We start from the raw sequence: 24,677 nt of genomic DNA, 5'->3' as shown, positions 1-24,677 counted from the left end.
CAGCAGCGAGGGGTGCACACAATGGTGAGGCGAATACTCACGATTTTCGCGGTCATCTTCACGGTGATGGTCGCGACGCCGACGGTCGCGTACGGACAGACCTACGGCTTCGACGAGACGTGCAACGAAATCCACGACACGCTCGACAATGTCGGTCTGCCGGGCATCTCGCTCGGTGATGCCGCCTCGGCCGCGTGCAAGGCGGGCAACGCCGCCTCGCATCCCGGCCAGGCCGCCACCGCCGTGAAGGACAAGGCCTGGGATTCGACCTTCGGCAAGGTGGTCGACTCGCTGATGAACGGCCTCGGCGAGGCCATCATCCTGGCGTTGACCTTCTGGATGAAGGTGCCCAACGAGGCGGCCAGCGACTCCGGCTCGCTGTTCACCAAGATCAACGATTACACCTATCAAGCTCAGATATTGCTCTTGATAGCCTCGGTGATCCTGTCCGGCGCCCGGCTCGCCGAGGCCAGACGCGGGGCCACGATGAACGAGGCGGCCGAGTCGTTCCGGATGTTCGCCCGGGTGGTGTTCAGTTCCTGGATGCTCGGCGCGGTGATCGTCGCGGGCACCCAGGCCTCGGATCGCTTCTCCGAGTGGATCATCAACGACTCGACCAACGGCAACGCCAAGGACCTGGCCGAGCTGATGGTGAAAACCAGTAAGTTGCAGGCGTTTTCGCCGGGCCTGGTGTTGATCATCGCGATCGTCGGCCTGCTCGGCGCGCTCGCGCAGATCGTGCTGGCCATCGTGCGTCAGGGTCTGCTGATCATTGCCGCCGGTGTGCTGCCACTCGCCGCGGCCGCCTCCGGGATGAATGTCGGAAAACAGTCGTACCAGAAGCTGATCGGCTGGATCATCGCATTCATGCTGTGGAAACCGGTGGCCGCGATCGTCTACATGATCGCGTTCACCACTGCGGGCCATGTGGATTCGCTGACCTCGACCAACGGCCTGCCGGATGGTGAACAGGCGCAACGCATGCTGGTCGCGATCGTGCTGCTGTGCAGCGTCGCGTTCGTGCTGCCCGCGCTGATGCGACTGGTCACGCCCGCGGTCGCGATCGTCGGTAGCGGTGGTTCCGGTCTCACCGCGACCGGCGGCACCTTGCTGGCCGTCGCGGGCCTGGGAGCCATGGGCACCAAGGCCGTTGGCGTCAAGGGCACCGCGGCGCCGGGCAATGCCGGGTACGTCAGCGGCAGCGGCGCGGGTCCGCGTCCGCCCGGTGGCGCGGGCGGCCGCGGGGGCGGCGCGCCACGCCCGACTCCGCCACGCGGTGGCGGTCCCGCCGGTGGCGGCGGCGCACCGCGCGCCTCCGGGCCGCAGGGCTCGGCGGGAGTACCGTCCGGTGCGGCGCGGGCGGCGGGCCGGATCGGCGCGGCACGCGCCGCGACCAGCAGCCTGAACCGAGCCGATCAGGCGATGGGCGACATGACCGGTGATCGTTGGGCGAATCGCTCGCCCGACCTCGGGAGGAGCACCATTCCGCGATGACGATGACGACGAACGACACCTACGAGCGTCGCTCCTACGGGCTGTGGCAGAAGCCCCGCAGCGCAGGCCTTTTCGGCCTGCGCTGGGAGGAGACCGTGCTCGGCTTCGCGGTGGTCATCACGGCGTTGATCACCGCGATGGTCGGCGGTTTCAAATGGGGTCTGATCGTCGGCGGCTCGGGCGTCGTGATCATGCTTCCACTGGTGTGGCGGACGGGGGGCCGCTCGGGCTACGAGACGGGATTGATGATGTTCAACTGGATGCGCTCGCGTAAGCGTGGCGAGCACGTGTACCGCGGCGGCCGGTTCTCCCGCATCCCCGGCGGTGTCACCCGGCTGCCGGGCCTGCTCGCGCCGTCGAAGCTCTACGAGGGCATCGACGCGGGCGGGTACAGCTTCGGCATGATCCACCTGCCGCAGTTCGCGCAGTACACGGTGGTGCTGCGGGCCTGGCCGCAGGGGCACGAGGCGGTCGACCAGCCGGTGATCGATCGCTGGGTCTCGGCCTGGGGTACCTTCCTCGCCTCGGTCGGCCAGACCAGCGACATCGTCGCGGTGGTGCCGGTCATCGACACCGTGCCGGAGACCGGAAACCGTTTGCTCACCGAGGTTTCCACGATCACCCGGCCGGAGGCGCCGGAGCTGGCCCAGCAGGTGATGTACGAGCTGGCCACCGAGCTGCCGCAGGAGCGGGTGCAGTTGCTGCCGCGTGTGGCGATCACGTTCAAGGCCACCACCGCCGAGCGCCGGAAGAATCCCGCCGAGGAGGCGGTCGAGATCGGCCGCCGCCTGCCCGGTATCTGCGCGGCGCTGGCCGAGGCCGGGGTGCGCGCGCAGCCGATGTCGGCGGACGAGGTGATCTCGTTCATCCGGCGCAGCTACGACCCGGCCTCGCAGGCCGACCTCGAGGTCGCCGCCAGTGAGCCGCACGGTCACGGCCTGGACTGGGCCGACGCGGGCCCGGTGTCGCACGACGAGAAGTGGGACCACCTGGTGCACGACGGCGGCCGGTCGGTGACCTGGGAGATGGACGCCGCCCCGGAGGGCGCGGTGGACGAGCGGGTGCTGCAGCGGCTGCTCGCCCCGAATCCCGAAGTGCCGCGCAAGCGCATCGCGATCGTCTACCGCCCGCACTCGGCCGCCGACGCCGCCGAGATCGTCGACGACGACTTCAAGAACGCGCTGGTGGCCCAGCAGAGCGAGCGCGGTGTCGTGTCCGCGGCGGCGACCCTGCGGGTGGGCGCCACCCAGCAGGCCCGCGAGGAACAAGCCCGGGGTCACGGTGTGACCCGCTTCGGGGCGCTGGTGACCATCACCGAGCCCCTGCGCGGCGACCTGCCGCGGATCGAAGCCATCACGCGCGACCTGTCGACGCAGGCGCGCTTGAAGATTCGGCGGTGTTACCGCTACCAGGCGGCGGCCTTCGCGGCCTCGCTCGGTTGCGGGGTGATCCTGCCGGAACACGCGACTATTCCGAAGGCACTGGCGGGGTGAGTTATTCATGGCACGGGACTACGAGCCACCCGTACGGGAACGGGACGAGCCCGCGCCGCGGCGCGGCAGGCGGCGCGACGACACCGAGTACGACCAGTGGGGCGAACGCCCGGCCGCGGCCCGGCGCGACGGCGCCCGCGTGCGGGAACGCTCCGGGATCGAGGAGATGCCGGAGCGGACACGGCGATTCGGCCGGGGCGCGGCGCGCGTGAGCGACGACCGGACCGGGCTCGACGAGATGTCCGAGCGGGAGCGCGCGCGGGAGGCGGCCGAGCGTCGGGCGCGGGCCGACGCCCGGGCGGCCGACGCTCGGGCGGACGGCGCCCGCGCAGAACGGTCCCGGGCCGAGAACGGCCGCGGCGAGCGCAGTTCGGATCGGGCGCGCGGCGACGCGGCCCGGGCGGCGCGCGCCCGCGAGGGCGCGTCCCGGGGCGAGCGACCGGTCCGGCCGGAACCGCGCGGCGAACGCCAGTCCGAACCGCGCGGGCAGCGGACGGGGCGCACCCCGCGCCCGGAACGCACCGTGCAGGACCGCAACGGCTCCCGGGCCGCGCGAAACGCGCAGCGGGCCAACAAGACCGACTACACCGCCGACCGGGCCATGGGCACGCCGGTGATGGACAAGGCCGCGCTGCGCGCCAAGGCCAAGGCGGACCGCCGCAAGAACTCCGGCCCACCGCTGCTCGACGAGGCGACCCGGACCCGGCTCGAGATGATCGTGCGCGAGCAGACCGGCCTGCGGGCGGCCTTCGCGCAGTTCCGGATTCGCACCGACGACATCCGCAGGCGCAACTACGCCGCCCGCGCGGAGCAGGTGTTCGAGGACGGATTCGACCGCAGCACCGCGCAACTCACCGATCGCGGCTACGCCGGCGAGGGCGGCGGCCGGATGAACGTGGTCGGCCGCCCGGTCGAATACCGGGCCACCACAGCGCAGGTCGCGGGATTGTGGCCGTGGTCGGTCGGCGCCGGTGCGCCGCTGATCGGCACCCCGCTCGGTTCGCACCTGCACACCGGCGCGCCGGTCTGCTTCGACCCGATGAACTGGTTCATGCGCGGCAGCTTCATCACCGCGCCGAGCCTGTTCGTGCTGGGGCTCAACGGTTTCGGCAAGTCGTCGCTGGTGCGCCGGATCGTGCTGGGCGGCATCGCCCAGGGCATCACGCCGCTCATCCTGGCCGACGTCAAACCGGACTACCGCAAGATGGTGGAACTGGTCGGCGGTCAGGTGATCGACCTCGGCTACGGCCACGGCAAGTTGAATCCGCTGGCCGCCGGTGTGCTCGGCGCCGTGGTGCCGCGCCTGGACGACCACCCCGCCCTGCAACTGCAGGTATTGCAGGACATGCGGGCTCGTCAGGTGACGCTCATCGCCGGTTTGGTCGAACTGGTGCGCGGGGCCAGGGTGCGCGACTACGAGGAAACGCTGATCGCCACCGCGCTGCGCATCCTCTACCAGCCGGGCAGCGGTTACACGCCGGACCAGCCGCCGATCATGGAGAACCTGCTGGAGGTGATCGTCGCGGGCGGTGAGGAGCTGATGCTCGACGCGGGCGCCGACGACGCCGAGGAGTACTCGAACGCGATCAAGAACCTGCGCCGCTCGCTGCGCGCGCTCACCCAGGGCCCGTTCGGCGCGGTCTTCAACGGGCAGACCTCGGTGCCGATCGACACCAGCGCCGTCGCGGTCTGCATCGACGTCTCGCACATCCCGACCGGCGACAAGAAGCTCAAAGCGGCTGTGATGCTGGCGTGTTGGGCCGACGGGTTCGCCTCGGTGGAGGCGGCGCACGTGCTCTCCGACGCCGATCTCGGGCCGCAACGCTACTTCCAGGTGGTGATGGACGAGCTGTGGCAGGTGCTCGGCCTGGGCGACTTCATGGTCGACCGCGTCGACGAGCTGACCCGTCTGCAGCGTGGCATCGCCACCTCGCTGATCATGATCAGCCACACCATCAAGGACCTGCAGGCGCTCGGCTCGGAATCGGCCATCGCCAAGGCGCTCGGCTTCCTGGAACGCGCGCGCGCCAAGATCTTCGGCGCGCTACCCGCCGAAGAGGTCAAGCGCCTGGACAGCATCGTGCCGTTCACCTCCGCCGAGGAGCAGATGGTGACCGGCTGGTCCGCGCCGCAGGCGTTGACCGGCGAGGCGCTCAAGCCGGGCCAGCAGCGGCCCTCGCCGCCGGGTACGGGCAAGTTCCTGCTGAAGATCGGTGAAGATCGCCGGCCGGGCATCCCGTTCCACATGGAGTTCACGCTCTCGGAGAAGGAGAGCGGAATCCACGACACCAACCAGCGTTTCAGCGAGTTCACCGAATCGACTGCCCGAGGCACGGATTCACAGGGCGGGAGTGCCGCATGAGAGATGCCAGACGCGACTTACCGATCGTCCACCGCGCGGGGAGGTGTGCCGGATGATGCCGCACCGCTCCTACCGCCGGGTCTCGCCGGAGGTGCGCCAGGCCGCTGTCCAGCAGGTCGTCGCGCTCACCGGCAAGCTGCGCAGCGAGTCCGAGGCCTGCCGCGTGGTCGCCGAACAGATCGGCGTGCACACCAATTCGGTGCGCAACTGGGTACGCGCGGCCGAGGGGCCGGGCCTGGAGCGCCTGGACGCGTCCGCGCTGCGCCGGAAAGTGGCGCTGCTGCAACAACAATTGGCGGCAGCGGCCGAGATGAACCGCACACTCGCCGACACCCTCAACGAATCCCGGCGCGGCCAGTGAGCCCCGTACCCGCCGATGCGACCGAAGCTGCCTTTCCCCCCGCGTGCCGGGCGCAAGGGCACCTCCGGTCATATCGGCGTGTGCGGGTATCCCCGGCCGCGGAGCCGGGTGCGGCGAGGCCGCGGTGAGCGGACGGGGGCTCCTGTGGGGCGCGCTCGGCGCGGTCCTCGGCCTCATGGTGATCGTGCTCGTCATCGTGATGCCCGCGGTCGACGATCCGTGCGAGGGCGCCTCGGTGCTCGGCTCGCAATCGTCGCTGCCACCGCTGGGCGGCTACGCGCCGGGTGATGCCAGGGCGAGCGGCAGACCGTCTGCGACGCAGGCGAATCCGGCCGCGGGCGCGGCGTCGGGGACCTCGGCGAACCCGACCGTCACGGCGACGCCGTCGCTGGCCGCGGGCGCCGGTCCGATCCGGCGCACGCTGCCGCTGGCCGCGGGCACCTTCACGGTCTCGGACACCTTCGGCGCGCGCGGCGGCACGCACAAGGGCATCGACCTCGCCGCCTCCGACGGCACCACGATCTACTCGGTCGCCGACGGCCGGGTCGTCGCCGCCGGTCCCGCTTCGGGTTTCGGCAACTGGGTGGTCGTCGACTCGGTGGACACCAACGGCCGCGCGTACTCGGCGGTGTACGGCCACATGTGGGATTCCGGGGTGCACGTGCGGGTGGGCGACACCGTGACCGCGGGTCAGCCGATCGCCCAGGTCGGTTCCGCGGGGGAATCCAGCGGCCCGCACCTGCATTTCGAGATCGTCCCGGGCGGACGTTTCACCGGCGGTCGCCAGATCGACCCGCTGCCTTGGCTGGACGGCGCACCGACGCCGGATGTCGGTGGGGCGCTGGCCTATTCCAGCGATCCGCGCTGCAACCGCGGATTCGGCACCGCGGGCGGCGCGCTCGCCGCGGGCAAGGTGCCGCCGGAACTCGAGATCTGGTATCGCCGTGCGGGTTCGATCTGCCCGCAGATCACGCCGTCGCTGCTCGCCGCGCAGGGTAGGCAGGAGTCCGGTTTCCGCCGCGGGGCGACGTCCCCGGCGGGCGCGCAGGGCCTGGCCCAGTTCCTGCCGAGTACCGCGGCGAGCGTGAATCCCGATGACGGCCAACCGTATGTGATCGACGCCGACGGCAACGGCACGGCCAGCGTGTGGGACGACGGAGACGCGATCATCGGCCAGGGCCGCTATATGTGCGCCATCGCGCACAAGATCACGCAGTGGCAGTCGGAGGGCCGGGTGCAGGGCGATGTCACCGCGCTGACCCTGGCCGCCTACAACGCGGGTGAGGGCGCGGTGCTCGCCTCCGGCGGCATGCCGAATCAAGTGGCGGCGCACTACTCCGAGACCCAGCCGTACGTGGCGAACATCCTCGCGATGGAGGCGCAGTACCGCGCCCCCGGCGCGCTCGGCCGGTTCGACCCGCAACAGGGCGGCGGCGGCAGTCAGATCGTCGAGGCCGCGCACGACTGGCTCGGCACGCCGTACGTGTGGGGCGGCGGCGGCCCGCAGGGTCCGAGCGGCGGCGGCCTCGACGGTCCCGGCCTGACCGCGGCCGCGGTGTTCGCGGCCTCGTCCGGCTCCGTCACCCTGCCGCGCACCGCCGAACAGCAATGGGAGGCAGGTGCGGAGGTGTCGATGAGCAAGATTCAGGAGGGCGATCTGGTGTTCAGCTCGTTCGGTCCGCGCGGCCCTGCCCAGGTCGGCATCTACTCCGGCAACGGCCGGATGATCCAGTCCGTGCCCGGTGCGGGCGGCGGCGTCACGGAGGTGCCGGTGCCCGGTGACAGCAGGGCGAGGAGGGTCCTGTGAAACACGCCGGTGATGCACTGACGCAGTGTCGGTCCTTGCGGTTAGCCTGGAAAGATACAGCGGTACGCACGAAACTGGTGGTGATGCTGGTGGTGAGCGTCGCGATGCTGAGTGCCGCCTGCGGCACGGGGGACCGGGACGACGCGGGATCCGGTGGGGCGCACCCGGCCACGTCCACGACCCGGTTGCTGGAGGGGGTGCCCGCCCCCGATCCGGTCACGCCCGACGGGGTCGCGGTGGCCGCGCTGCGCGAGATCTACACCTGGCAGCCCGCCACCGAGGCACAGGGCGCCTCGCTCACCCGTGCGCGGAAATGGCTGGGCCCCAGCCTGATCCGCATGCTGGACAGCTCGCCGACCGGGCTGGAGACGCCGAAGACGACGTTGCAGTGGTCGGACTGGGCCACGGCGAAGGCGCGCGTCGACGCGTTCACCTTCGCCTCCGGGGAGAAGCCGCCGGCCGGCGGCGATCCGAACGTCCAGCAGTTCAAGATCGGGATCGAGCAGACGGTCGTCTACCCGAACGGGCGCAAGGAGCAGCTGCCGCCCGCGACGGTCATCGCGACCGTCGTGCAGACCCCGGACGGCTGGCGGCTCGACGCGTTCCGCTGAGCAGCACGACCTTTCGCACAGATCCACCCACAGAGCCGGTAGAGGACAACAGGAGGCAGACATGGCGAAGAAGCCGGTGAAGGATCCGGCCGCGGTCGGGCCGGACACCACCATGATCGCGCTGTACGCCGGGTTCGCGGTCCTCGGCACCTTGTGGGTGGCGCTGCATCTCGGCAACGCGATGGCGGTGACGCCGCAGTCGATTCCGATCAACCCGATCGCCATCGTCGCGGACCTGGTGCGCGGCAAGCTGGTCTGGCCGCGCGCGTCCACCGTGATCGTGCTGCTGGTCGCGGCGTCGGCGCTGGCCTACGTGCTGATCAAGAAGCGGATGAAGAAGCGCAAGACGATCGGCAAGCTCCCGGTCGACGACAAGGCCGACCACATGGGGCAGGGCGGCGCCATCGCGCATCTCACCGAGGCGGGCGTACGCGAGAAGGCCAAGCAGCTCGAGGTGCGACTGGGTTCGCAGGACATCCCCGGTGTGCCGATCGGCATCGGCATCGCCGACAACCAGATGCTCTACGGCTCCTACGAGGATCTGCACCTGGACATCTGGGGTCCGCGCCAGGGCAAGTCGACCTCGCGGGTGATCCCGGCCATCCTCACCGCGATCGGCCCCGTGCTGGCCACCTCGAACAAGCGCGACGTGGTGGACGCGACCCGGGATGTGCGGGAAGCCAAGGGAAGTCCCACCTTCGTCTTCGACCCGCAGGGTGTCGCGGGCGAGGAGCCGAGCTGGTTCTGGGATCCGCTGTCCTGGGTGGACGCGCGGCGCGAAGGCTGCGAGATGCGCGCGGCGCGGCTGGCCGGGCACTTCGCCGACGGTGACGACGGTTCCGACGCCAAGACCGACGCCTTCTTCGATCCCGAAGCCGAAGATCTACTGGCCGGTCTGTTCCTGGCCGCGGCGGTCGGTGACCGCAACGGCAGCAGGCCGATCGTGCAGGTCTGGGAATGGGTGACCAACCCGCAGGACACCGAGCCGATCGAGCTGCTGCGCGCCGCCAGGCACCACTACACGGCCTCCGGTCTGTCGTCGCAGTACAACGCCGACGCCCGTACGCGCAGTGGCATTTTCGGCACTGCGAAGAAGATGATCCGCTGCCTGAAGCTGTCGAACGTGCACCCCTGGATCACCCGCGGCGGCGACCGGATCCAGTTCGACGAGCTCGCGTTCATCCGCGACAACGGCACGCTCTACAGCCTCTCGCTGGAGGGTCGCGGCTCGGCCGCCCCGCTGGTCAGCGCGCTCACCGAGGCCGTCATCGACGTGGCGATGCGGACCGCCTCGCAGTCGCGCGGCGGGCGGCTGCCGATCCCGCTGCTGGCCGTGCTGGACGAGGCCGCGAACGTGGTGCGCTGGAAGGATCTGCCCAAGCAGTACAGCCACTTCGGTTCCCGCGGCATCGTCGTGATGACCGTGCTGCAATCCTGGGCGCAGGGCGTGCGCTGCTGGGGCGAGCCAGGCATGAACGCGCTCTGGGCCGCCGCGAACATCAAAGTGCTCGGTAGCGGGGTAGACGACACCGCATTCCTGCGGGAGCGATCCGAGGCGATCGGCGACTACGAGGTCGTGTCCTCGTCGGTCTCGGAATCCAAAGGCGGCAAAAGCTATTCGCGTTCGCTCGGCTCGTCGAAGACGTTCAGCGTGCAAGGTTTGGCGCAGTTGCCGCGCGGTCGCGTGATCGTGTTCCCGTCCGGCGCGCCGCCGGTACTGGTTCGCACGGTTCCGTGGTGGGAGGGCGAGTACGCTGCCGAAGTGAAGGAGTCCATCTCGCACCATGATCCGCAGCGCAAGACGGAGATCGGTGACCTGATGCCGGGCAAGCCTTCATTGAGCAAGAGCAGCACGCCGCCGGAATACGGACAGGTCGAGGAGGTCAGGCCACTGTGAGGCAGCGCAGCGAGCGAGCCTTGGGCACAGCATGGGAGCTGAGTGTCAGCGAGGCGCAGGCGTGAGGGAGCGGAGCGAGCGAACCATGGGCACAGCACGCGCCGTCGCGACGGAGCCGAGTGTCAGCGAGGCGCAGGCGTGAGGGAGCGGAGCGAGCGAACCATGGGCACAGCACGCGCCGTCGCGACGGAGCCGAGCGTCAGCGAGGCGCAGTCGTGACGGAACAGCAGCAGCAACCCATGATCTATGCGAGCGTCGTCGAGTTCGTGGAGAACTATCTGAGCCTGGTGTACCGGCGACAGGTGACCGATCTCAGCGACACCGTGTGGTGCCCGGAGTGGTGGCAGCACGCGGAGGCGGTGGCTCGTCTGGACGCGATGTGGCGCGCCTGGGAGCACTTCCGGCTCGACGGCGCAACGGGTTTGAGTGTCTGGTTCCTCGACCACGCCGACCCGCACATGGCCAAACTGTTCGATCCCAAGGGACCGTTCAAGTACTGCAGCGTGCGCAACGGGCACAAGGACATGCTCAGCCCGCTGCCGTTGAAGTCGCCGCAGCACGGGATGTTCGGTGATCCCACCATCGGCGACTTCCGGATGTAGCCGAGCTGTTCGTGCACCAAAAGCAAACGCCCGCTTGATAAGCGGGCGTTTGCTTTGGTTTCAGCGGGTGCGTTCCAGGCCGCGGGATTCCTGTTCCCTGGCCCGGGTGACGGCGGGCGCTTCCTCGGGGCGGGTGCGGACCGCCTCGATCGGTGGTTGCGCCTGGCCTACTTCGATCAACATCCGAACCGCGGCCAGCTCCGGCGCGACACCCATCTTGGCGAGGTGCGCGGCGATCGCCATGCGGCGTTCGGGGGAGTCGTACTGCAGCACCGGCTTCGCGTGCGCGGCGGCGGTGGCAGCCATTCGGGTGGCTTCGGCCTGTGCGGAGAAACGATCCTTCTCCAGTGACACGCCACGTTCCGGGATCGGGCGCTCGATCATCCGAGCGAGCTCGGTGTTGCGCGGATCCTTCGACTTGGAATCCCGGGCCTCGCGGACCTGCATCTCCCGGGCCTCTTTCATGCGGGCCTCGGTGACCTTCACGCGCGCTTCGGCTTCTTTTTGACCACGCTCGCGGGTCCGCAGCGCGACCAGGGTCGCAAGCTGCAACATTGTCCTCATCATGGCCGCTGTCTCGCGGCCGATGTCGTCCAGTTCCTCGGACATGGCTGCTCCCCGATGCTGCAGTGATCACTATGGATGTTGTGGTGCTTCGTCTCGGACACCGCCACGCGAACTGTAGTCCGTCGGACGACGCCCCGGCTGCAAACTTCGACACCGGGAGGGCTCGTGTCGTGGCATTCCCTGGGGCGGGGGTTACCCAGTTGAGGGACTACTACGCTACGGGAACTCCGTGTTTCGAGATTACCCGAGAAAGCCGCGACGCAACCGTACGGCTGTGCCGCTTATCAGCATATATCGCACAATTCCGACAGGCCCGGGAACTCGCCGGACGTTTACCGGCGTAAGGCCACCCTTACCGTACGTTTAGGTACACCTAAGAAACAGGTAGACGCGTTTCGGGCCCGGCGCCGATGAACGGCCCGGGCCCGAACGTGTGTCGAAGATCTCAGTCGATGCGGACCGACTGGATGGTGACCGGTTGGGTCGGCTTGCCATCGCCGGGGCCGTTGGAATCGTCCTGGCCCGCCTTGGCGATCTTGTCCAGGGTGCCCATCGTGTTCTCGTCCACGGTGCCGAAGATGGTGTAGTTCGGCGGCAACTGGGAGTCGCCGTAGACGATGAAGAACTGGCTGCCGTTGGTGCCGGGGCCCGCGTTCGCCATGGCCAGCGTGCCGCGCTTGTACGCGACCGGCTGCTGTGCGGCCATCGGGTTGTTCGGGTCGAGCTGATCGGTCGGGTACTCGTTGTCGAACTCGTAGCCCGGGCCGCCCATGCCGCTACCGGTCGGGTCGCCGCACTGCAGCACCTTGAGGCCCTCACCGGTGGTCATCCGATGGCAGTTGGTGCCGTCGAAGAAGTTCTGCGACGCCAGGCTGACGAAACTGTTCACCGTGCAAGGCGATTCGGCGTTGTTCAGGGTCAAGCCGATCGGACCCTGGTTGGTCTCCATGCTGACACTGACCTTCGCGTCGTTGCCGGTGGTCGGGATGCCCTCACTCTTCGCCGGCTTGGTCGCGGGCTTGTCGGCGGGCTTCTGACCGTCCTTGTAGACGCAGTTCACCAACGCCGGCTTGGCGACCGCGGCGGGCGGCGCCGCGGCGGCGGGCTCGCTGGACTGCGTCGCGTCCTTGGCTTCGGAGCTGTTGTCGTCGCTCTTGGTCAGGAAGTACACCCCGGTGACCGCCGCGACCACCACGACGACACCGAGCACCGACCCGGCGATCGTGAGTTGCTTACGCCTGCGTGCGCGCTCGGCCCGGTTGGCGAGCTGGCGCTCCAACTTGCGTTTCGCCGCCGCTCGCCGCTGTTCGTTGCTCGGCACTACCACGTTCCTCCCGTGTCCGGTTGTTACGGCCCTAGAGTCTGCCATTTATTCCTGAGACTGCCCGACACTTCCTGAGAGCGGTGCGCCTCACACCCGCGACCGGCCAAAATCCGTGCTCGCCGGGGATGTCTGGGGATATCCGCAGATCGGGCACGGCTCGCTGCCGGTAACCGGTTGGACGCGAGGGGGCGTGGTGGTGGAAACTGGACCATCGTGACCAAGACCAGCAGCTTCTCCGCCCCGAAGGGGGTTCCGGACTATGTCCCGCCCGGCTCGGCCGAATTCGTCGCGGTGCGCGACGGGCTGATCCGCGCCGCCCGACTGGCCGGATACGGACATATCGAGCTGCCGGTTTTCGAAGACACCGGACTGTTCGCCCGCGGGGTCGGCGAATCGACCGACGTGGTCAGCAAGGAGATGTACACCTTCCCGGACCGCGGCGACCGCAGCGTGACGTTGCGTCCCGAAGGAACCGCCGGCGTGATGCGCGCGGTCATCGAGCACGGGCTCGACCGCGGCCAGCTGCCGGTGAAACTGGTCTACAACGGCCCCTTCTTCCGGTACGAGCGGCCCCAGGCCGGTCGGTACCGGCAGTTGCAGCAGGTCGGCATCGAGGCGATCGGCGTCGACGATCCCGCGCTGGACGCCGAGGTGATCGCGATCGCCGACGCGGGCTTCCGCGGGCTCGGACTGGACGGTTTCCGGCTGGAACTCACCTCGCTCGGCGACGACACCTGCCGCCCGCAGTACCGGGAACTGTTGCAGGAGTTCCTGTTCGGACTGCCGCTCGACGAAGAGACCAAGCGCCGGGCGCAGCTCAACCCGCTGCGGGTGCTCGACGACAAGCGGCCCGAGGTGCGCGCGATGACCGCCGACGCGCCGCTGATGATCGATCACCTCTCCGAATCGGCCAAGACCCACTTCGAACAGGTCCTCGGCCACCTGGACGCGCTCGGCGTGCCGTACGTGGTGAACCCGCGGATGGTGCGCGGTCTCGACTACTACACCAAGACCACCTTCGAGTTCGTGCACGACGGACTGGGCGCGCAATCGGGCATCGGCGGCGGCGGACGCTACGACGGACTGATGGCGCAGCTCGGCGGACAACCGTTGTCCGGCATCGGATTCGGGCTCGGCGTCGATCGCACGGTGCTCGCCCTGCACGCCGAAGGCAAGACGGCCGGCGACCCCGCCCGCTGCCAGGTGTTCGGGGTTCCGCTCGGCGACGCCGCCCAACAGCGCCTCGTCGTCCTCGCCGCCCAGCTGCGCGCGGCCGGCATCAGCGTCGACCTCGCCTACGGCGGCCGCGGCGTCAAAGGCGCGATGAAGGCGGCAGACCGCTCCGGCGCCCGCCTCACCCTCGTCCTCGGCGACCGCGACCTCGCGGAAGGCACCATCGGGGTGAAAGACATGTCCACCGGCGACCAGCGGCAGATCCCGCTCGACGACGCGGTCACCACGGTGCAGGCAGCGCTCAGCGAGGGGTAAGACGGTCGGTCGCCGCAGCTGGTGTTCGGTGCTGCTCGCCGAGCCGGTATCCGACCGGCAGGCCGTCCGGAGCGGCATTCGCGCCACTTCTAGGGATTCGCAACGGTTCTGGGTTGCTGCAAGGGGTGTAAGGCCCTAGAAGTGGTGCGTCTGCGCGAGGCGGGTGCGCGAAGCAGGGGGCCGATTTGTGCACGGGTGAGGCCGGGCGGACAAGGTGGGTGACGCGGCGTTGTGGTGCCACTCGCAGGACAGCACTCCGTGCGCGCGGTGTTGCTGGAAGTGGTGCAGGTTTGCGGAGGTGCGGCGGGGTGTGACCGGCTGCCGGGCGCTTGGCCTGTTCGAACGGGCTAAGCCGACCAAGGGGCTGGAGTAACGTGACAGCGCGCGTGACGTGGCGCCGGTGTCACGGAGAGGGTTGGGCGAGTGCAGGCGAATTCTGGTGAGCAGCAGACGGATCCGCCGGTGGGGCTGGATCTCGTCGCACCCGAGATGTATGCGCCGATGCTGCGCAGGCTGGCCTTGGCCGCGGCGGGGATCGGGATCGGGACCGCGCTGCTGGCGGCGACCGTCGTCACCTGGCCGGTCGCGGTGCTCATCGGAGTGGTCGTCGGCGCGCCGACCGTCGCCTATGCGGTGGCGCTGCGGCGTCGGCGAATGTGGTTGGCGGGGAACACGATCCATGCCCGCCGGGTGTTCGGGGAGCGGCGGGTCGAGGTGTCCGCGGCGACCGGTGTCGAGGTGCTGATTTTTCCGGCCAGGCTCAGCCGGATCGTGCTGCGCGTGACCGCGGGGGAGTTCTCCCAGATCATTCCGCTCGCCATGTACACCGACGCGGGCAGCGGTCGCGAAATGCATCTGCTCGGCCTGCGCCGCCTCGCCGACGCCCTCGCCACCAGCCAGCTCGCCGCCGCCGTCTCGGTGTCCACCATGCTCGTCCACCAGCTGCGCGCCGAAGCCCGCGACGCCCACCTCGCCGAACGCCCCCTCTACCGCGCCGTCCAAATGGCCCGCACCAAAGACTACGTCTCCCCGATAGTCCTCACCGACCGCGAAGTAGCCGCCCTGATCTGAACAGCCCCTTCTCCTTGTCACGGCCGTTCCGCGATCAGCCGGACCGACTCGGTGGCCTGTTGGGGGGTGACTGTTGGGTTGCTCACCGTGTGGTTTCGGGCGGAGTGAGGGTCGATAGGGTGAAAGCGAGAGTCGGCCTAGTGCAAGGAGATAGTCGTGACCAGCGTGGTTCGGAATGCGCCCGTGACCGTTGCCGTGACCGGCGGGGCGGGACAGATCGCGTACGGGTTGTTGTTCCGGATCGCCTCCGGGGCGATGCTCGGCGCGGACACGCCGGTGCGGCTGCGGTTGCTGGAGATTCCGGCGGCGGTCTCCTCGCTGGAGGGTGTCGCGATGGAATTGGAGGACGGGGCGTTTCCGCTGCTGGAGTCCATCGATATCAGTGACGACCCGTGGGTGGGGTTCTCGGGTGCGAATGTCGCACTGCTGGTGGGTGCGCGGCCGCGCACGGCAGGCATGGAGCGGTCGGATCTGCTCGCCGCCAACGGCACGATCTTCACCGAGCAGGGCGCCGCGATCAACGCCAGCGCCGCCGACGACGTGAAGGTGCTCGTGGTCGGCAATCCCGCCAACACCAACGCCTTCATCGCCATGAGCAACGCCCCCGACGTGCCCGCCGAACGCTTCACCGCAATGACCCGCCTCGACCACAATCGCGCCATCGCGCAACTGGCCAAGAAGACCGGCGCACCGGCGGCCGAGATCGCGCGAGTTGCCATCTGGGGCAACCACTCCGCGACCCAGTACCCGGATATCGCGCACGCGACCATCGGCGGCAAGCCTGCCCTCGACCGCATCGATGACCGCGCCTGGCTGACCGACGACTTCATCCCCACCGTGCAGCAGCGCGGCACCGCGATCATCCAGGCGCGCGGCGCGTCGTCGGCGGCCAGCGCGGCCAGCGCCGCCCTGGACCACATCCACGATTGGGTGCGCGGCACCGCCGCCGGCGACTGGGTTTCGATGGCAGTCCCGTCCGACGGCTCCTACGGCGTCCCCGAGGGCCTGATCAGCTCGTTCCCCGTGACCTGCGCCGACGGCAAATACACGATCGTCCCCGACCTGGACATCGATGACTTCGCCCGCCCCCGCATCGACGCCACCGTCGCCGAACTCACCCAAGAACGCGACGCCGTCATCGACCTCGGCTTCGCCAAACGCCCCTAGATCCGCCGCCCGTGCCCGCAGCCGCCGCTGTGCGCACCCGCCGCCCGGAACCAGGACGCGAGCAACGCAATTCGGTCTTCCCGCACCCTTTCTGTCTTCCCGCACCCGCTACAGCCGTCCATAGCGGGTGCGGGAGCGCAGAAGGGGTGCGGCAGTGAGCCTTTGCTTCGGCGGGGCGACCCCGAGAGCCGTTCCGGCCCGGTTCGCCGCGCGTTCGATGGGGACCGACGCACGCACCCGTTCTGTCTTCCCGCACCTGCTGCGGCCGTCCATAGCGGGTGCGGGAAGACAGAAGGGGTGCGGGAACGGAGGCTGGACTCCTAGCTGACGGTCCAGGTTTCGGGGCCGGTCAGCAAGGACTGGAGGGAGTTCTGGTCCAGGGGTTTGCGTTCGCGCGCGGCGGCGGTTTGCGCGCGGACTCCGTCGTCGTAGGTGGGTCGGCTGACGCTGCGGAAGATGCCGGTGACGACGTGGTCCAGGGACTGGTCGGACAGGCGGGAGAGGGCGTAGGCGTATTCCGGGTTGTCGGTGTAGGCGTCGTGGATGACGATGTCGGACTCGGGGACCGCGTCGGCCCGGGTGACTTCCAGCCCGAAACCGTTTTGTATCACGGCGAATTCGTTGTCGGCGCCGAACCGGATGGGCTGTCCGTGGTGCAGCGGGACCAGGTGGTTCGCGGCGTTGTCGCGGCGCAGCGCGTCGAACGAGCCGTCGTTGAAAATCGGGCAGTCCTGCAGGATTTCGACGAACGACGTGCCGCGATGTTCGGCGGCGGCGCGTAGCACCTCGGTCAGCCCGGCCCGGTCGGAGTCGAGGGCACGGGCGGCGAAGGTGGCCTCGGCGCCGAGCGCGACGGACAGCGTGTTGAACGGGTGGTCCACCGAGCCCATCGGGGTGGACTTGGTGATCTTGCCTTCCTCTGAGGTCGGCGAGTACTGCCCCTTGGTGAGCCCGTAGATCCGGTTGTTGAACAGCAGGATCGTCATGTTCACGTTGCGGCGCAACGCGTGGATGAGATGGTTGCCGCCGATGGACAGCGCGTCGCCATCCCCGGTCACCACCCACACCGACAGATCTGGCCTGGTCACCGCGAGTCCGGTCGCGATGGCGGGCGCGCGCCCGTGGATGGAGTGGATGCCGTACGCCTCGAGGTAGTACGGGAAGCGGCTGGAGCAGCCGATCCCGGACACGAACATCAGGTTCTCCCTGCGCAATCCGAGCTCGGCGAGGAAGCCGCGCACGGTCGCCAGGATCACGTAGTCACCGCAGCCGGGGCACCAGCGCACCTCCTGATCGGAGGTGAAGTCTTTGACCTTCTGCGGGCCGTCGGCGGCGGGCACACCGGACAGTCCCGTCAGGCCCAGATCGGTACCGACGAGCGAGGTTTCCATGATGGTCATTCGTTGCCCCCAGTAGGTCGGACGTCGCCCGGCTGTGCCCGATCCGCGGAGCTGTCCGGCTGCGTCGTGTACGTGGCCCGCGCCCGTGCGGCGAAGGCCTTGTCGTGTTCCATCTCCTCGATCGAGCCGTCCAACGCGGCGTCGATCACCCCGACGAGTTCCTGCGCGGAGAACGCGGTGCCCGCGACCTTCGTCCACGGCCGCACGTCGACCAGATATTTCCCGCGCAAAAGCAGCGCGAGCTGGCCGCCGTTCATCTCCGGCGCGACCACGGTGCGGTAGCGGCGCAGCACGTCACCGAGGTTGGCGGGCAACGGATTCAGATGCCGCAGGTGTGCCTGCGCGACAGGCACACCGCGGCGGCGGGCGCGCCGGCAGGCTTCGCCGATCGGTCCGTACGAACTGCCCCAGCCGATGATCAGCAGTTCGGCGTGGCCGTCCGGATCGTCGACCTCGAGATCGGGCACGCTGATCCCGTCGATCTTGGCCTGCCGCAACCGCACCATCAGTTCGTGATTGGCCGGGTCGTAGGAGATGTTGCCGCTGCCGTCGGCTTTCTCCAGGCCACCGATCCGGTGCGCGCGCCCCTTGGTGCCCGGGACGGCAAGGGGCCGGGCGAGTGTCTCCGGGTCGCGTGCGTAGGGCTGGAACGGGTCCGTTTCCGCGCCGGCGGGCTCGAAGCCCGGGACGATCGGCGGCAGGTCGGCGACATTCGGAATCGACCATGGCTCAGACCCATTCGCGATGGACCCGTCCGACAGCAGCAGCACCGGCGTGCGATAGGTGAGCGCGATCCTGGCCGCCTCGACCGCGGTGGCGAAGCAGTCGGCGGGCGAGCGTGGCGCGAGGACCGCGACCGGTGATTCGCCGTTGCGGCCGTATAGCGCCTGCAACAGATCCGCCTGCTCGGTCTTGGTCGGCAGGCCGGTGGAGGGACCGCCGCGCTGCACGTCGACGACCAGCAGCGGCAGCTCGGTCATCACCGCGAGGCCGATGGTTTCGCTCTTGAGCGCCAGGCCCGGTCCCGACGTACTGGTGACACCGAGCGAGCCGCCGAGCGAAGCGCCGAGCGCCGCACCGATTCCCGCGATCTCGTCCTCGGCCTGGAAGGTGGTGACGCCGAAGTTCTTGTGTTTGCTCAGCTCGTGCAGGATGTCCGAGGCCGGGGTGATCGGGTAGGTGCCGAGGAACACCGGCAGTCCGGCCAGCTGACCTGCCGTGACCAGCCCGTAGGCGAGCGCGGTGTTGCCGGTGATCTGCCGGTAGGTGCCGGGCGGCAGCTTCGCGGGCGCGATTTCGTAAGTGGTGGCGAAGCTTTCGGTGGTCTCGCCGTAATTCCAGCCTGCCCGGAACGCCAGCACGTTCGCCTCGGCGATCTCCGGTTTGGCCGCGAACTTCTCCCGCATGAACTGTTCGGTGCCGCCGATCGGGCGCCCGTACATCCAGGACAGCAGCCCGAGCGCGAACATGTTCTTCGCGCGCTGCCCGTCTTTCTTGCCGACGCCGGCGGATTCGGTGGCGCCCATGGTGAGCGAGGTCATCGGGACGCGGTGCACCACGAAATCCGACAGCGTGTCGTCGTCGAGCGGGTCGGCGGCGTAGCCGACCTTGGCGAGGGTGCGTTTGGTGAACTCGTCGGTGTTGACGATGAGGGTGGCGCCGCGCGGCAGATCTTCCAGATTCGCCTTGAGCGCGGCCGGATTCATCGCGACGAGCACGTCCGGCTGATCGCCCGCGGTCAGGATGTCGTAGTCGGCGATCTGGATCTGGAACGACGAGACGCCGGGCAGCGTGCCCTGTGGCGCTCTGATCTCGGCGGGGAAGTTGGGTTGGGTGGCGAGGTCGTTGCCGAACGCGGCCGCTTCGTGCGTGAAGCGATCTCCGGTCAGCTGCATACCGTCGCCGGAGTCGCCGGCGAACCGAATCACGACCTTTTCCAATTTCGCTGCGCCCGTGCCGCTTTGGGCTGTGCCGGCAGCGCTGTGGCTGGTGCCGACATCATTCTGGTGCGAAACCATGTGCCTGCTTCACTTCCTCGTCGATGAGAGGGGTGCCATTCGCCAAACTACTCCGCACCGCGCGGTGCGTGCGCCCGATATGTGTGGTTCACCACGGAATCTCGTGTGGCTCGGTACGGAACCGGTGGTCGGGGCGTCAGGCGAACAATGCCAGCTGCGGGTCGACGGCGTGCGGACTTTCCGGTTGTGTCTCCGGTTCGGCCGGTTTTCCCGGCTTCAGGGCGTGTCGCTCGAGCAGTGGATCGAGGCGCTCGCGCAGCCAGGCCGAGTACTCCGGCGTCACGTAGGCGCCCCGGCCGTAGAGCTGGCGGTAGCGGCGCACCAGGGCCGGATGGTGTTCGGCGAGCCAGCCGAGAAACCAGCCGCGGGTGCTGCCACGCAGGTGCATCGGGAAGGCGACGGCCGAATGCGCGCCCGCCGCGGCGATCTCGCCGAACAGTCCGTCGAGGTGCGCCCTGCTGTCGGTGAGATACGGAATGACCGGCGCGACCAGGACATTCACCGAGAACCCCGCGTCGGCGAGCGAGCGCACGAGTTCCAGGCGCGCCTTCGGCGACGGCGTCCCCGTCTCCAGACTGCGATGCAGGTCCAGATCGTGGATCGCGATCGAGACTGCCAAACTCACCGGAACTTGGCGAGCTGCCATCGTGAGGAGTGGCAGATCCCGGCGCAGCAGGGTGCCCTTGGTGAGGATGGAGAACGGCGTGCCCGATTCGGCGAGCGCGCGAATGATGCCCGGCATCAACCGGTATCGGCCCTCGGCCCGCTGGTACGGATCGGTATTGGTGCCGAGCGCCACCGGTTCCTGATGCCAGGACCGCCTGCGCAGTTCTTTGCGCAACACCGCGGCGATATTCGTCTTCACCACGATCTGGGAATCGAAATCGCGGCCCGCGTCCAGATCCAGGTATTCGTGCGTCGGGCGGGCGAAGCAATAGCGGCAGGCATGCGAGCAGCCGCGCATCGGATTGATCGTCCAATGGAACGGCATGGACGAACTTTCCGGCAGCTTGTTCAGCGCGCTCTTGCACAGCACTTCGTGAAAAGTGATGCCCTCGAATTCGGGCGTCTGCACCGTGCGGGTCAGACCTGCCCGGGTGAGCCCGGGCAGTGCGCCGTCCTCGGCGTCCAGGGTCTGGTTCTGCCACCGCACCCCATCAGTCGAACATGTGTTCTAGTAGGTGTCAAGCGATCTGCCGGGTGTCCGGCGGGGTGAGCGGGGTTGGGTCGGCGAAGAAGGCGACCAGGTCGCGGACGGTGTCGTCGGTGGATCGGGGCTGGTAGCCGAGCTCACGCTCCGCCTTGCCGTGATCGACCAGCGGGGCTGAAATGAGCGCGCCCAGTGCGGCTTTCGAGACGATGTCGGACTTGAACAGCTTGCCGATCGGCGCCAAGACCGGGATGACACCCGAAACCAGCTTGGGGGAGATGGCGAATTTCGGGCCGCGCTTGCCGCCGTGGTTCGCGGCGAGCCGGCACAGCTCGAGCATCGAGATCATCTCGCCGCCGAGCAGGTAGTTCTCGCCGGTGCGACCCTTCTCGGCTGCCAGGATCAGGCCGGCTGCCACATCTCTGACGTCGACCAGGTCGAAACCGCCGCCGATCATGGCAGGGATGCGGCCCTGGGCCGCGTCGCGCAGCGTGCGATTGATCCGGGAAAGCGGCCTGCTGTAGTCGAGCGGGCCGAACACGCCGGTGGGGTTGCACAACACCGCGTCGAGGCCGTTGTCGATCACCTTGCGCAGTGCCACTTCACCTGCCCATTTCGAGCGGTCGTAGACGGGCAGGGCGTCGTCGGTCGAGCGGGCGGCCTGCTCGTCGATCCGGCCGCCGCAGCGGTACTGGTCGAACGCGTGGATCGAGCTGGCGTGCACCATCCGGCGCGCGCCGACCGCGAGCGCGGCCTCGGCGACCACCCGGACACCCTCGGTGTTCACCTTCCAGGCCAGGTCGTTCTTCTCCGCGAGCGTGATCACCGCGACCAGGTGGTAGACGATCTCGGCGCCCTGCAGCGCGTCCCGCATCGAGGCCGGATCGAGCACATCGCCGCTGACCCAGGTGACGTTCGGCAGCGTCGTCGCGGGTGGAACCACCCGGTCGATCGCGGTGATCTCGTCGCCGCGCGCGGCGAGCAGGCGGAGCAGATTCGTGCCAAGGTAGCCGGCTGCGCCGGTCACTGCGACCTTCATGCGATCGAGAATATAGAACTTGTTCTAATTTGCAACACGTTCCAGTTCCTTTCCTATTCCCTCTGTGAACGTGCCGTTGGGCTCGAAAGTTGCCGGTACCGTCGGCTATATTGAGCCCAACCGTGGCGGCCTTGCCGTTCGGCAGGGCAAGCGGTGACGACGAAGAAGTTCACGACACTGATGTGCACGACGATTTGGGGGGCAACTCGATGAGTGATCTCTCGGTAGAGACCGAAGCGGTCCGGGCGTTCGCCGCCACGAACGCAGGAATCTCCGGTGATCTGGCGGGGGCGGGCAATTTCGACGCGGTGAAAAACGTCGCGGCGCTCGTACCCGTGTTCGGTTTGATCGGCGCCGACTATCTGGCGATGTTCGCCGCGGCGCAAGTGCTCCAGGCCAAGGACATCAACGACCTGTCCGCCAAGTACGCCAAACTCTCGGAATCGGCGTTCAGCGCCGCCGCGGCCTACGACGCCACCGACTGGTCCAGCGCGGGCGCCCTCGGGGCCATCGGCAACCAGATCGGAGGTGCGGTGTGAAGCCACTCGACACCGGCGTGATCGCGCCCGAAGAGCACGCGATGGCGCACGCCGCCGACCAGAACGTCGCCATCGGCCAGCAGGCCGTGCTCGACTCCGTGCAGAACGCGCCGCAGGCGGTGCTCGACGTGTCGCTGCCGCAGCTGCCCGAGGATCTGCCGCCCATCGAGCCGCCGGAATTCGTGCTGGCCAAGAAGATCAGTGAAGACCAGCACAACGCGATGGGCACGGGTCTGCCGGGCATGCCCGGTCTGTCCGGTGCGCCGACGGCCGATGCCAACGGCATCGCCGGTGTCCCGTCCGATGTCTCGGCACTGCTCGGCGATACCGGCACGGCGATTCAGCAGGCCGCCGCCCCGCTCGCCCAGGGCGTGCTCGATCAGGCCCAAGGTGTGCTGAACGGCGCGCTCGGCAGCTCGCCCAGCTCCGTGGCCGCCGCGGTGAGCCAGGCGCAAGCCGCGATCCCGACCTCGCTGCCCGCGCTGCCCGCCGATCCGGTCGGCGCCCTCATGCAGGGCGTCGCGGTGCCCGCGCTGCCCGGCGTCGATCTGCTGATGCAGCCGATCCTGTCGCTGCTCAACAGCTTCGGCAGCGGCGTCATCGGTGCGCTCGATCCGACCGCGATCCTGAGCCAGTCGTCCAAGGTCATCGACATGGCGATGTCGGTCGGCAAGGGCAGCATGACCACCGTCGAACAGCTGTGGCAGAGCCAGGCCGCGCGCAACGCGCAGGCGGCCAGCGCGAAGGCGAACGTCGAAGGCCAGGAAACCAGTCAGCGCGGCATCGACATCTCCGAGCTCACCCAGCGGGCCGCCGCGGTGGTGCAGCAGGGCAACGCGCAATTGCTCGGCATCGCCTCGTCGTTCGCGACGCAGGCCACCGCGATGGCGCCGGTGATCCTCACCCCGCCCGCGCAGGCCACGCTGATGGCTTCGGCGACCGAACACCTGGGTCAGGCTGTGGGCGTCGTCAACGCCACCCGCGGTGACCTCGCCGGCAAAACCGGCGAACTCAGCGGCATGGTGCAGCAGTTGGTCGCGCCCGGCGGCGGGCCCGCGCCGCAAGAAGTCGCGCAGGCACTGGCGCAGAACGTCGGGCAGCCGATCCTGGAGCAGGCCCAGTCCACCGCCTCCGACACCATGACCAAAGCGGCGGGCGTCGACTCCTCCCTCACCGGCGCACCGAGTTCCACCACACCGTCGTCCGTGCACAACTCGGGCACCCCCAGTTCCACGAACAGTGGACTCGGCACCGGCGTGCCCAGCAGCCTGAGCCGCTCGGGCAGCCCCGGCACCAGCGCACGCCCCGGCACCACCGGCATCCCGTCGAGCCCGAAGCTCACCGCCGTGCCCGGCACCAGCCTGCCCGGCGGCCGCCCCATCAGCGGCATACCCGGCACCACCTTCGGCCCCGCCACCACCGGCGCGCCGAGCACCACCACCGCCGGCGCAGGCAACAGCTTCATGGGCGGCCCCGCCGCCGCAGGCGCCCAGCGCGGCGACGACGACGAACACGCCCGCACCGTCCAGCCGTACCAAAGTGCCGCCGGAAACGACGATCTCACCGGACCGCTCGGCGAATCCACGCCCGACGTCATCGGTGCGACGCACTCCGACGAGATCATCAGCTCGGAGTACGAACAGGATCAGTTCTAGGGGCAGCTGTTGCAGGCTGGGTGACGCCGAGCCAGTGCTGGTCACTCCGATGCCGCCAGTGGTCACTCCGATGCTTGTGCACCGGGTGTTGTGAAGCGAGTGCGTCGCGGGCGCGGTCGGGCTGGGCGTGAAGGAAGGCGCGGACTGGGCTGGGGGTGTGGTTGGGCACTCCAGGACCAGGCCTCACAGACCATTTGTGCGGTTCACAGGGGCTGTAGTCCTTGTGAACCGCGCGAACGGTTTGTGCGCCGCCAGGGCACCAGTGAGGGTGGGCTCCACCAAGGTTCGCGGGTACTTCGGCGTCTGGGTGTCGCCGGGAGTGCCCCCCTGGCGGCTGGGTTTCGCCAGGCTAATCGCTGGCCACTTCGATGCCTGTGCACCGGGTGGCGTGACGCGAGTGCGCCGCGCGTGACGCGAGTGCGCCGCGGGGCCCGGCTGGCTGGGCGTAAGAAGGCGCGGCCCGGGCTAGGCGTGTGGTTGGGCACTCTAGGAGTCGGCCTCACAGACCGTTTGTGCGGTTCACAGGGGCTGCGACCTCTGTGAAACGTGCGAACGGTCTGTGTGCCTGCCTATCCCTCGATTGGTAGGTCGGGCCAGGTGCGGCGCGTAGGTTGCGGGAGCGCTAGGACCCG

Annotated in this window: 19 protein-coding genes; 13 read left to right on the top strand and 6 right to left on the bottom strand. The window is 68.9% G+C overall.

Going from position 1 to position 24,677, the window contains the following annotated elements:
- Window positions 1–21: 21 nt before the first annotated feature.
- From O3I_RS28750 to O3I_RS28715, 8 genes are all read left to right on the top strand, one after another.
- On the top strand, window positions 22–1,494 hold the full coding sequence (locus tag O3I_RS28750; RefSeq protein WP_014986524.1) for a hypothetical protein: 1,473 nt from the start codon (window positions 22–24) through the stop codon (window positions 1,492–1,494).
- A 2-nt stretch (window positions 1,495–1,496) separates the two neighbouring features.
- Complete coding sequence (locus O3I_RS28745) at window positions 1,497–2,987, top strand: SCO6880 family protein (RefSeq protein ID WP_041564502.1); 1,491 nt, start codon at window positions 1,497–1,499, stop codon at window positions 2,985–2,987.
- 7 nt (window positions 2,988–2,994) lie between these two features.
- Entirely contained in the window at window positions 2,995–5,349 is a 2,355-nt protein-coding gene (locus O3I_RS28740) for a hypothetical protein (RefSeq protein WP_014986522.1), read from the top strand.
- 52 nt (window positions 5,350–5,401) lie between these two features.
- Window positions 5,402–5,710, top strand: a complete 309-nt coding sequence (locus O3I_RS28735; protein ID WP_014986521.1) for a transposase — start codon at window positions 5,402–5,404, stop codon at window positions 5,708–5,710.
- A 124-nt stretch (window positions 5,711–5,834) separates the two neighbouring features.
- Window positions 5,835–7,517, top strand: coding sequence for a peptidoglycan DD-metalloendopeptidase family protein (locus O3I_RS28730; protein WP_014986520.1), 1,683 nt, complete (start codon window positions 5,835–5,837; stop codon window positions 7,515–7,517).
- Between the two features lie 83 nt (window positions 7,518–7,600).
- The gene (locus O3I_RS28725; protein ID WP_141691747.1) at window positions 7,601–8,128 is read left to right on the top strand and encodes a hypothetical protein; all 528 of its coding nucleotides are present in this window, start codon (window positions 7,601–7,603) and stop codon (window positions 8,126–8,128) included.
- 61 nt (window positions 8,129–8,189) lie between these two features.
- Complete coding sequence (locus O3I_RS28720) at window positions 8,190–10,025, top strand: type IV secretory system conjugative DNA transfer family protein (protein WP_014986518.1); 1,836 nt, start codon at window positions 8,190–8,192, stop codon at window positions 10,023–10,025.
- 215 nt (window positions 10,026–10,240) lie between these two features.
- Window positions 10,241–10,627, top strand: a complete 387-nt coding sequence (locus O3I_RS28715) for a DUF4913 domain-containing protein (protein ID WP_226887260.1) — start codon at window positions 10,241–10,243, stop codon at window positions 10,625–10,627.
- 60 nt (window positions 10,628–10,687) lie between these two features.
- On the opposite strand, the gene O3I_RS28710 is transcribed toward O3I_RS28715, so the two are convergent.
- Both O3I_RS28710 and O3I_RS28705 read right to left on the bottom strand, forming a co-directional pair.
- Window positions 10,688–11,236 carry a hypothetical protein gene (locus O3I_RS28710; RefSeq protein ID WP_014986516.1) on the bottom strand — a complete coding sequence of 183 codons (549 nt, stop codon included), beginning with the start codon at window positions 11,234–11,236 and terminating at the stop codon, window positions 10,688–10,690.
- 403 nt (window positions 11,237–11,639) lie between these two features.
- Window positions 11,640–12,515 carry a peptidylprolyl isomerase gene (locus tag O3I_RS28705; RefSeq protein ID WP_014986515.1) on the bottom strand — a complete coding sequence of 292 codons (876 nt, stop codon included), beginning with the start codon at window positions 12,513–12,515 and terminating at the stop codon, window positions 11,640–11,642.
- Window positions 12,516–12,731: 216 nt separating this feature from the next.
- Here O3I_RS28705 and hisS point away from each other — a divergent pair, with 216 nt between their 5' ends.
- The 3 genes from hisS (at window position 12,732) to O3I_RS28690 (ending at window position 16,244) form a co-directional block, all read left to right on the top strand.
- On the top strand, window positions 12,732–14,006 hold the full coding sequence (gene hisS / locus O3I_RS28700) for a histidine--tRNA ligase (protein ID WP_014986514.1): 1,275 nt from the start codon (window positions 12,732–12,734) through the stop codon (window positions 14,004–14,006).
- Window positions 14,007–14,429: 423 nt separating this feature from the next.
- On the top strand, window positions 14,430–15,077 hold the full coding sequence (locus tag O3I_RS28695) for a hypothetical protein (protein ID WP_014986513.1): 648 nt from the start codon (window positions 14,430–14,432) through the stop codon (window positions 15,075–15,077).
- A 156-nt stretch (window positions 15,078–15,233) separates the two neighbouring features.
- Window positions 15,234–16,244 carry a malate dehydrogenase gene (locus O3I_RS28690; protein ID WP_014986512.1) on the top strand — a complete coding sequence of 337 codons (1,011 nt, stop codon included), beginning with the start codon at window positions 15,234–15,236 and terminating at the stop codon, window positions 16,242–16,244.
- A gap of 320 nt (window positions 16,245–16,564) precedes the next feature.
- Here O3I_RS28690 and O3I_RS28685 read toward each other — a convergent pair whose 3' ends face one another.
- The 4 genes from O3I_RS28685 to O3I_RS28670 all read right to left on the bottom strand — a co-directional run bounded on the left by O3I_RS28685 (window position 16,565) and on the right by O3I_RS28670 (window position 21,851).
- Entirely contained in the window at window positions 16,565–17,644 is a 1,080-nt protein-coding gene (locus O3I_RS28685) for a 2-oxoacid:ferredoxin oxidoreductase subunit beta (protein WP_041562937.1), read from the bottom strand.
- The gene (locus tag O3I_RS28680; protein WP_014986510.1) at window positions 17,641–19,662 is read right to left on the bottom strand and encodes a 2-oxoacid:acceptor oxidoreductase subunit alpha; all 2,022 of its coding nucleotides are present in this window, start codon (window positions 19,660–19,662) and stop codon (window positions 17,641–17,643) included. The genes O3I_RS28685 and O3I_RS28680 overlap by 4 nt, the downstream gene beginning before the upstream one ends.
- Before the next feature lie 136 nt (window positions 19,663–19,798).
- Entirely contained in the window at window positions 19,799–20,815 is a 1,017-nt protein-coding gene (locus O3I_RS28675) for an Rv2578c family radical SAM protein (RefSeq protein ID WP_014986509.1), read from the bottom strand.
- A 31-nt stretch (window positions 20,816–20,846) separates the two neighbouring features.
- On the bottom strand, window positions 20,847–21,851 hold the full coding sequence (locus O3I_RS28670; protein ID WP_014986508.1) for an NAD-dependent epimerase/dehydratase family protein: 1,005 nt from the start codon (window positions 21,849–21,851) through the stop codon (window positions 20,847–20,849).
- A 209-nt stretch (window positions 21,852–22,060) separates the two neighbouring features.
- On the opposite strand from O3I_RS28670, the gene O3I_RS28665 reads away from it, so the two are divergent.
- Entirely contained in the window at window positions 22,061–22,390 is a 330-nt protein-coding gene (locus O3I_RS28665) for a type VII secretion target (RefSeq protein ID WP_029899102.1), read from the top strand.
- Complete coding sequence (locus O3I_RS28660) at window positions 22,387–24,045, top strand: hypothetical protein (RefSeq protein WP_014986506.1); 1,659 nt, start codon at window positions 22,387–22,389, stop codon at window positions 24,043–24,045. Before O3I_RS28665 ends, O3I_RS28660 begins: the two co-directional genes overlap by 4 nt.
- Window positions 24,046–24,677: the final 632 nt, after the last annotated feature.

It is taken from the genome of Nocardia brasiliensis ATCC 700358 (assembly GCF_000250675.2).
In the GTDB taxonomy this organism is placed as follows: domain Bacteria; phylum Actinomycetota; class Actinomycetes; order Mycobacteriales; family Mycobacteriaceae; genus Nocardia; species Nocardia brasiliensis_B.
This window is presented reverse-complemented; position numbering and strand designations above follow the sequence as displayed.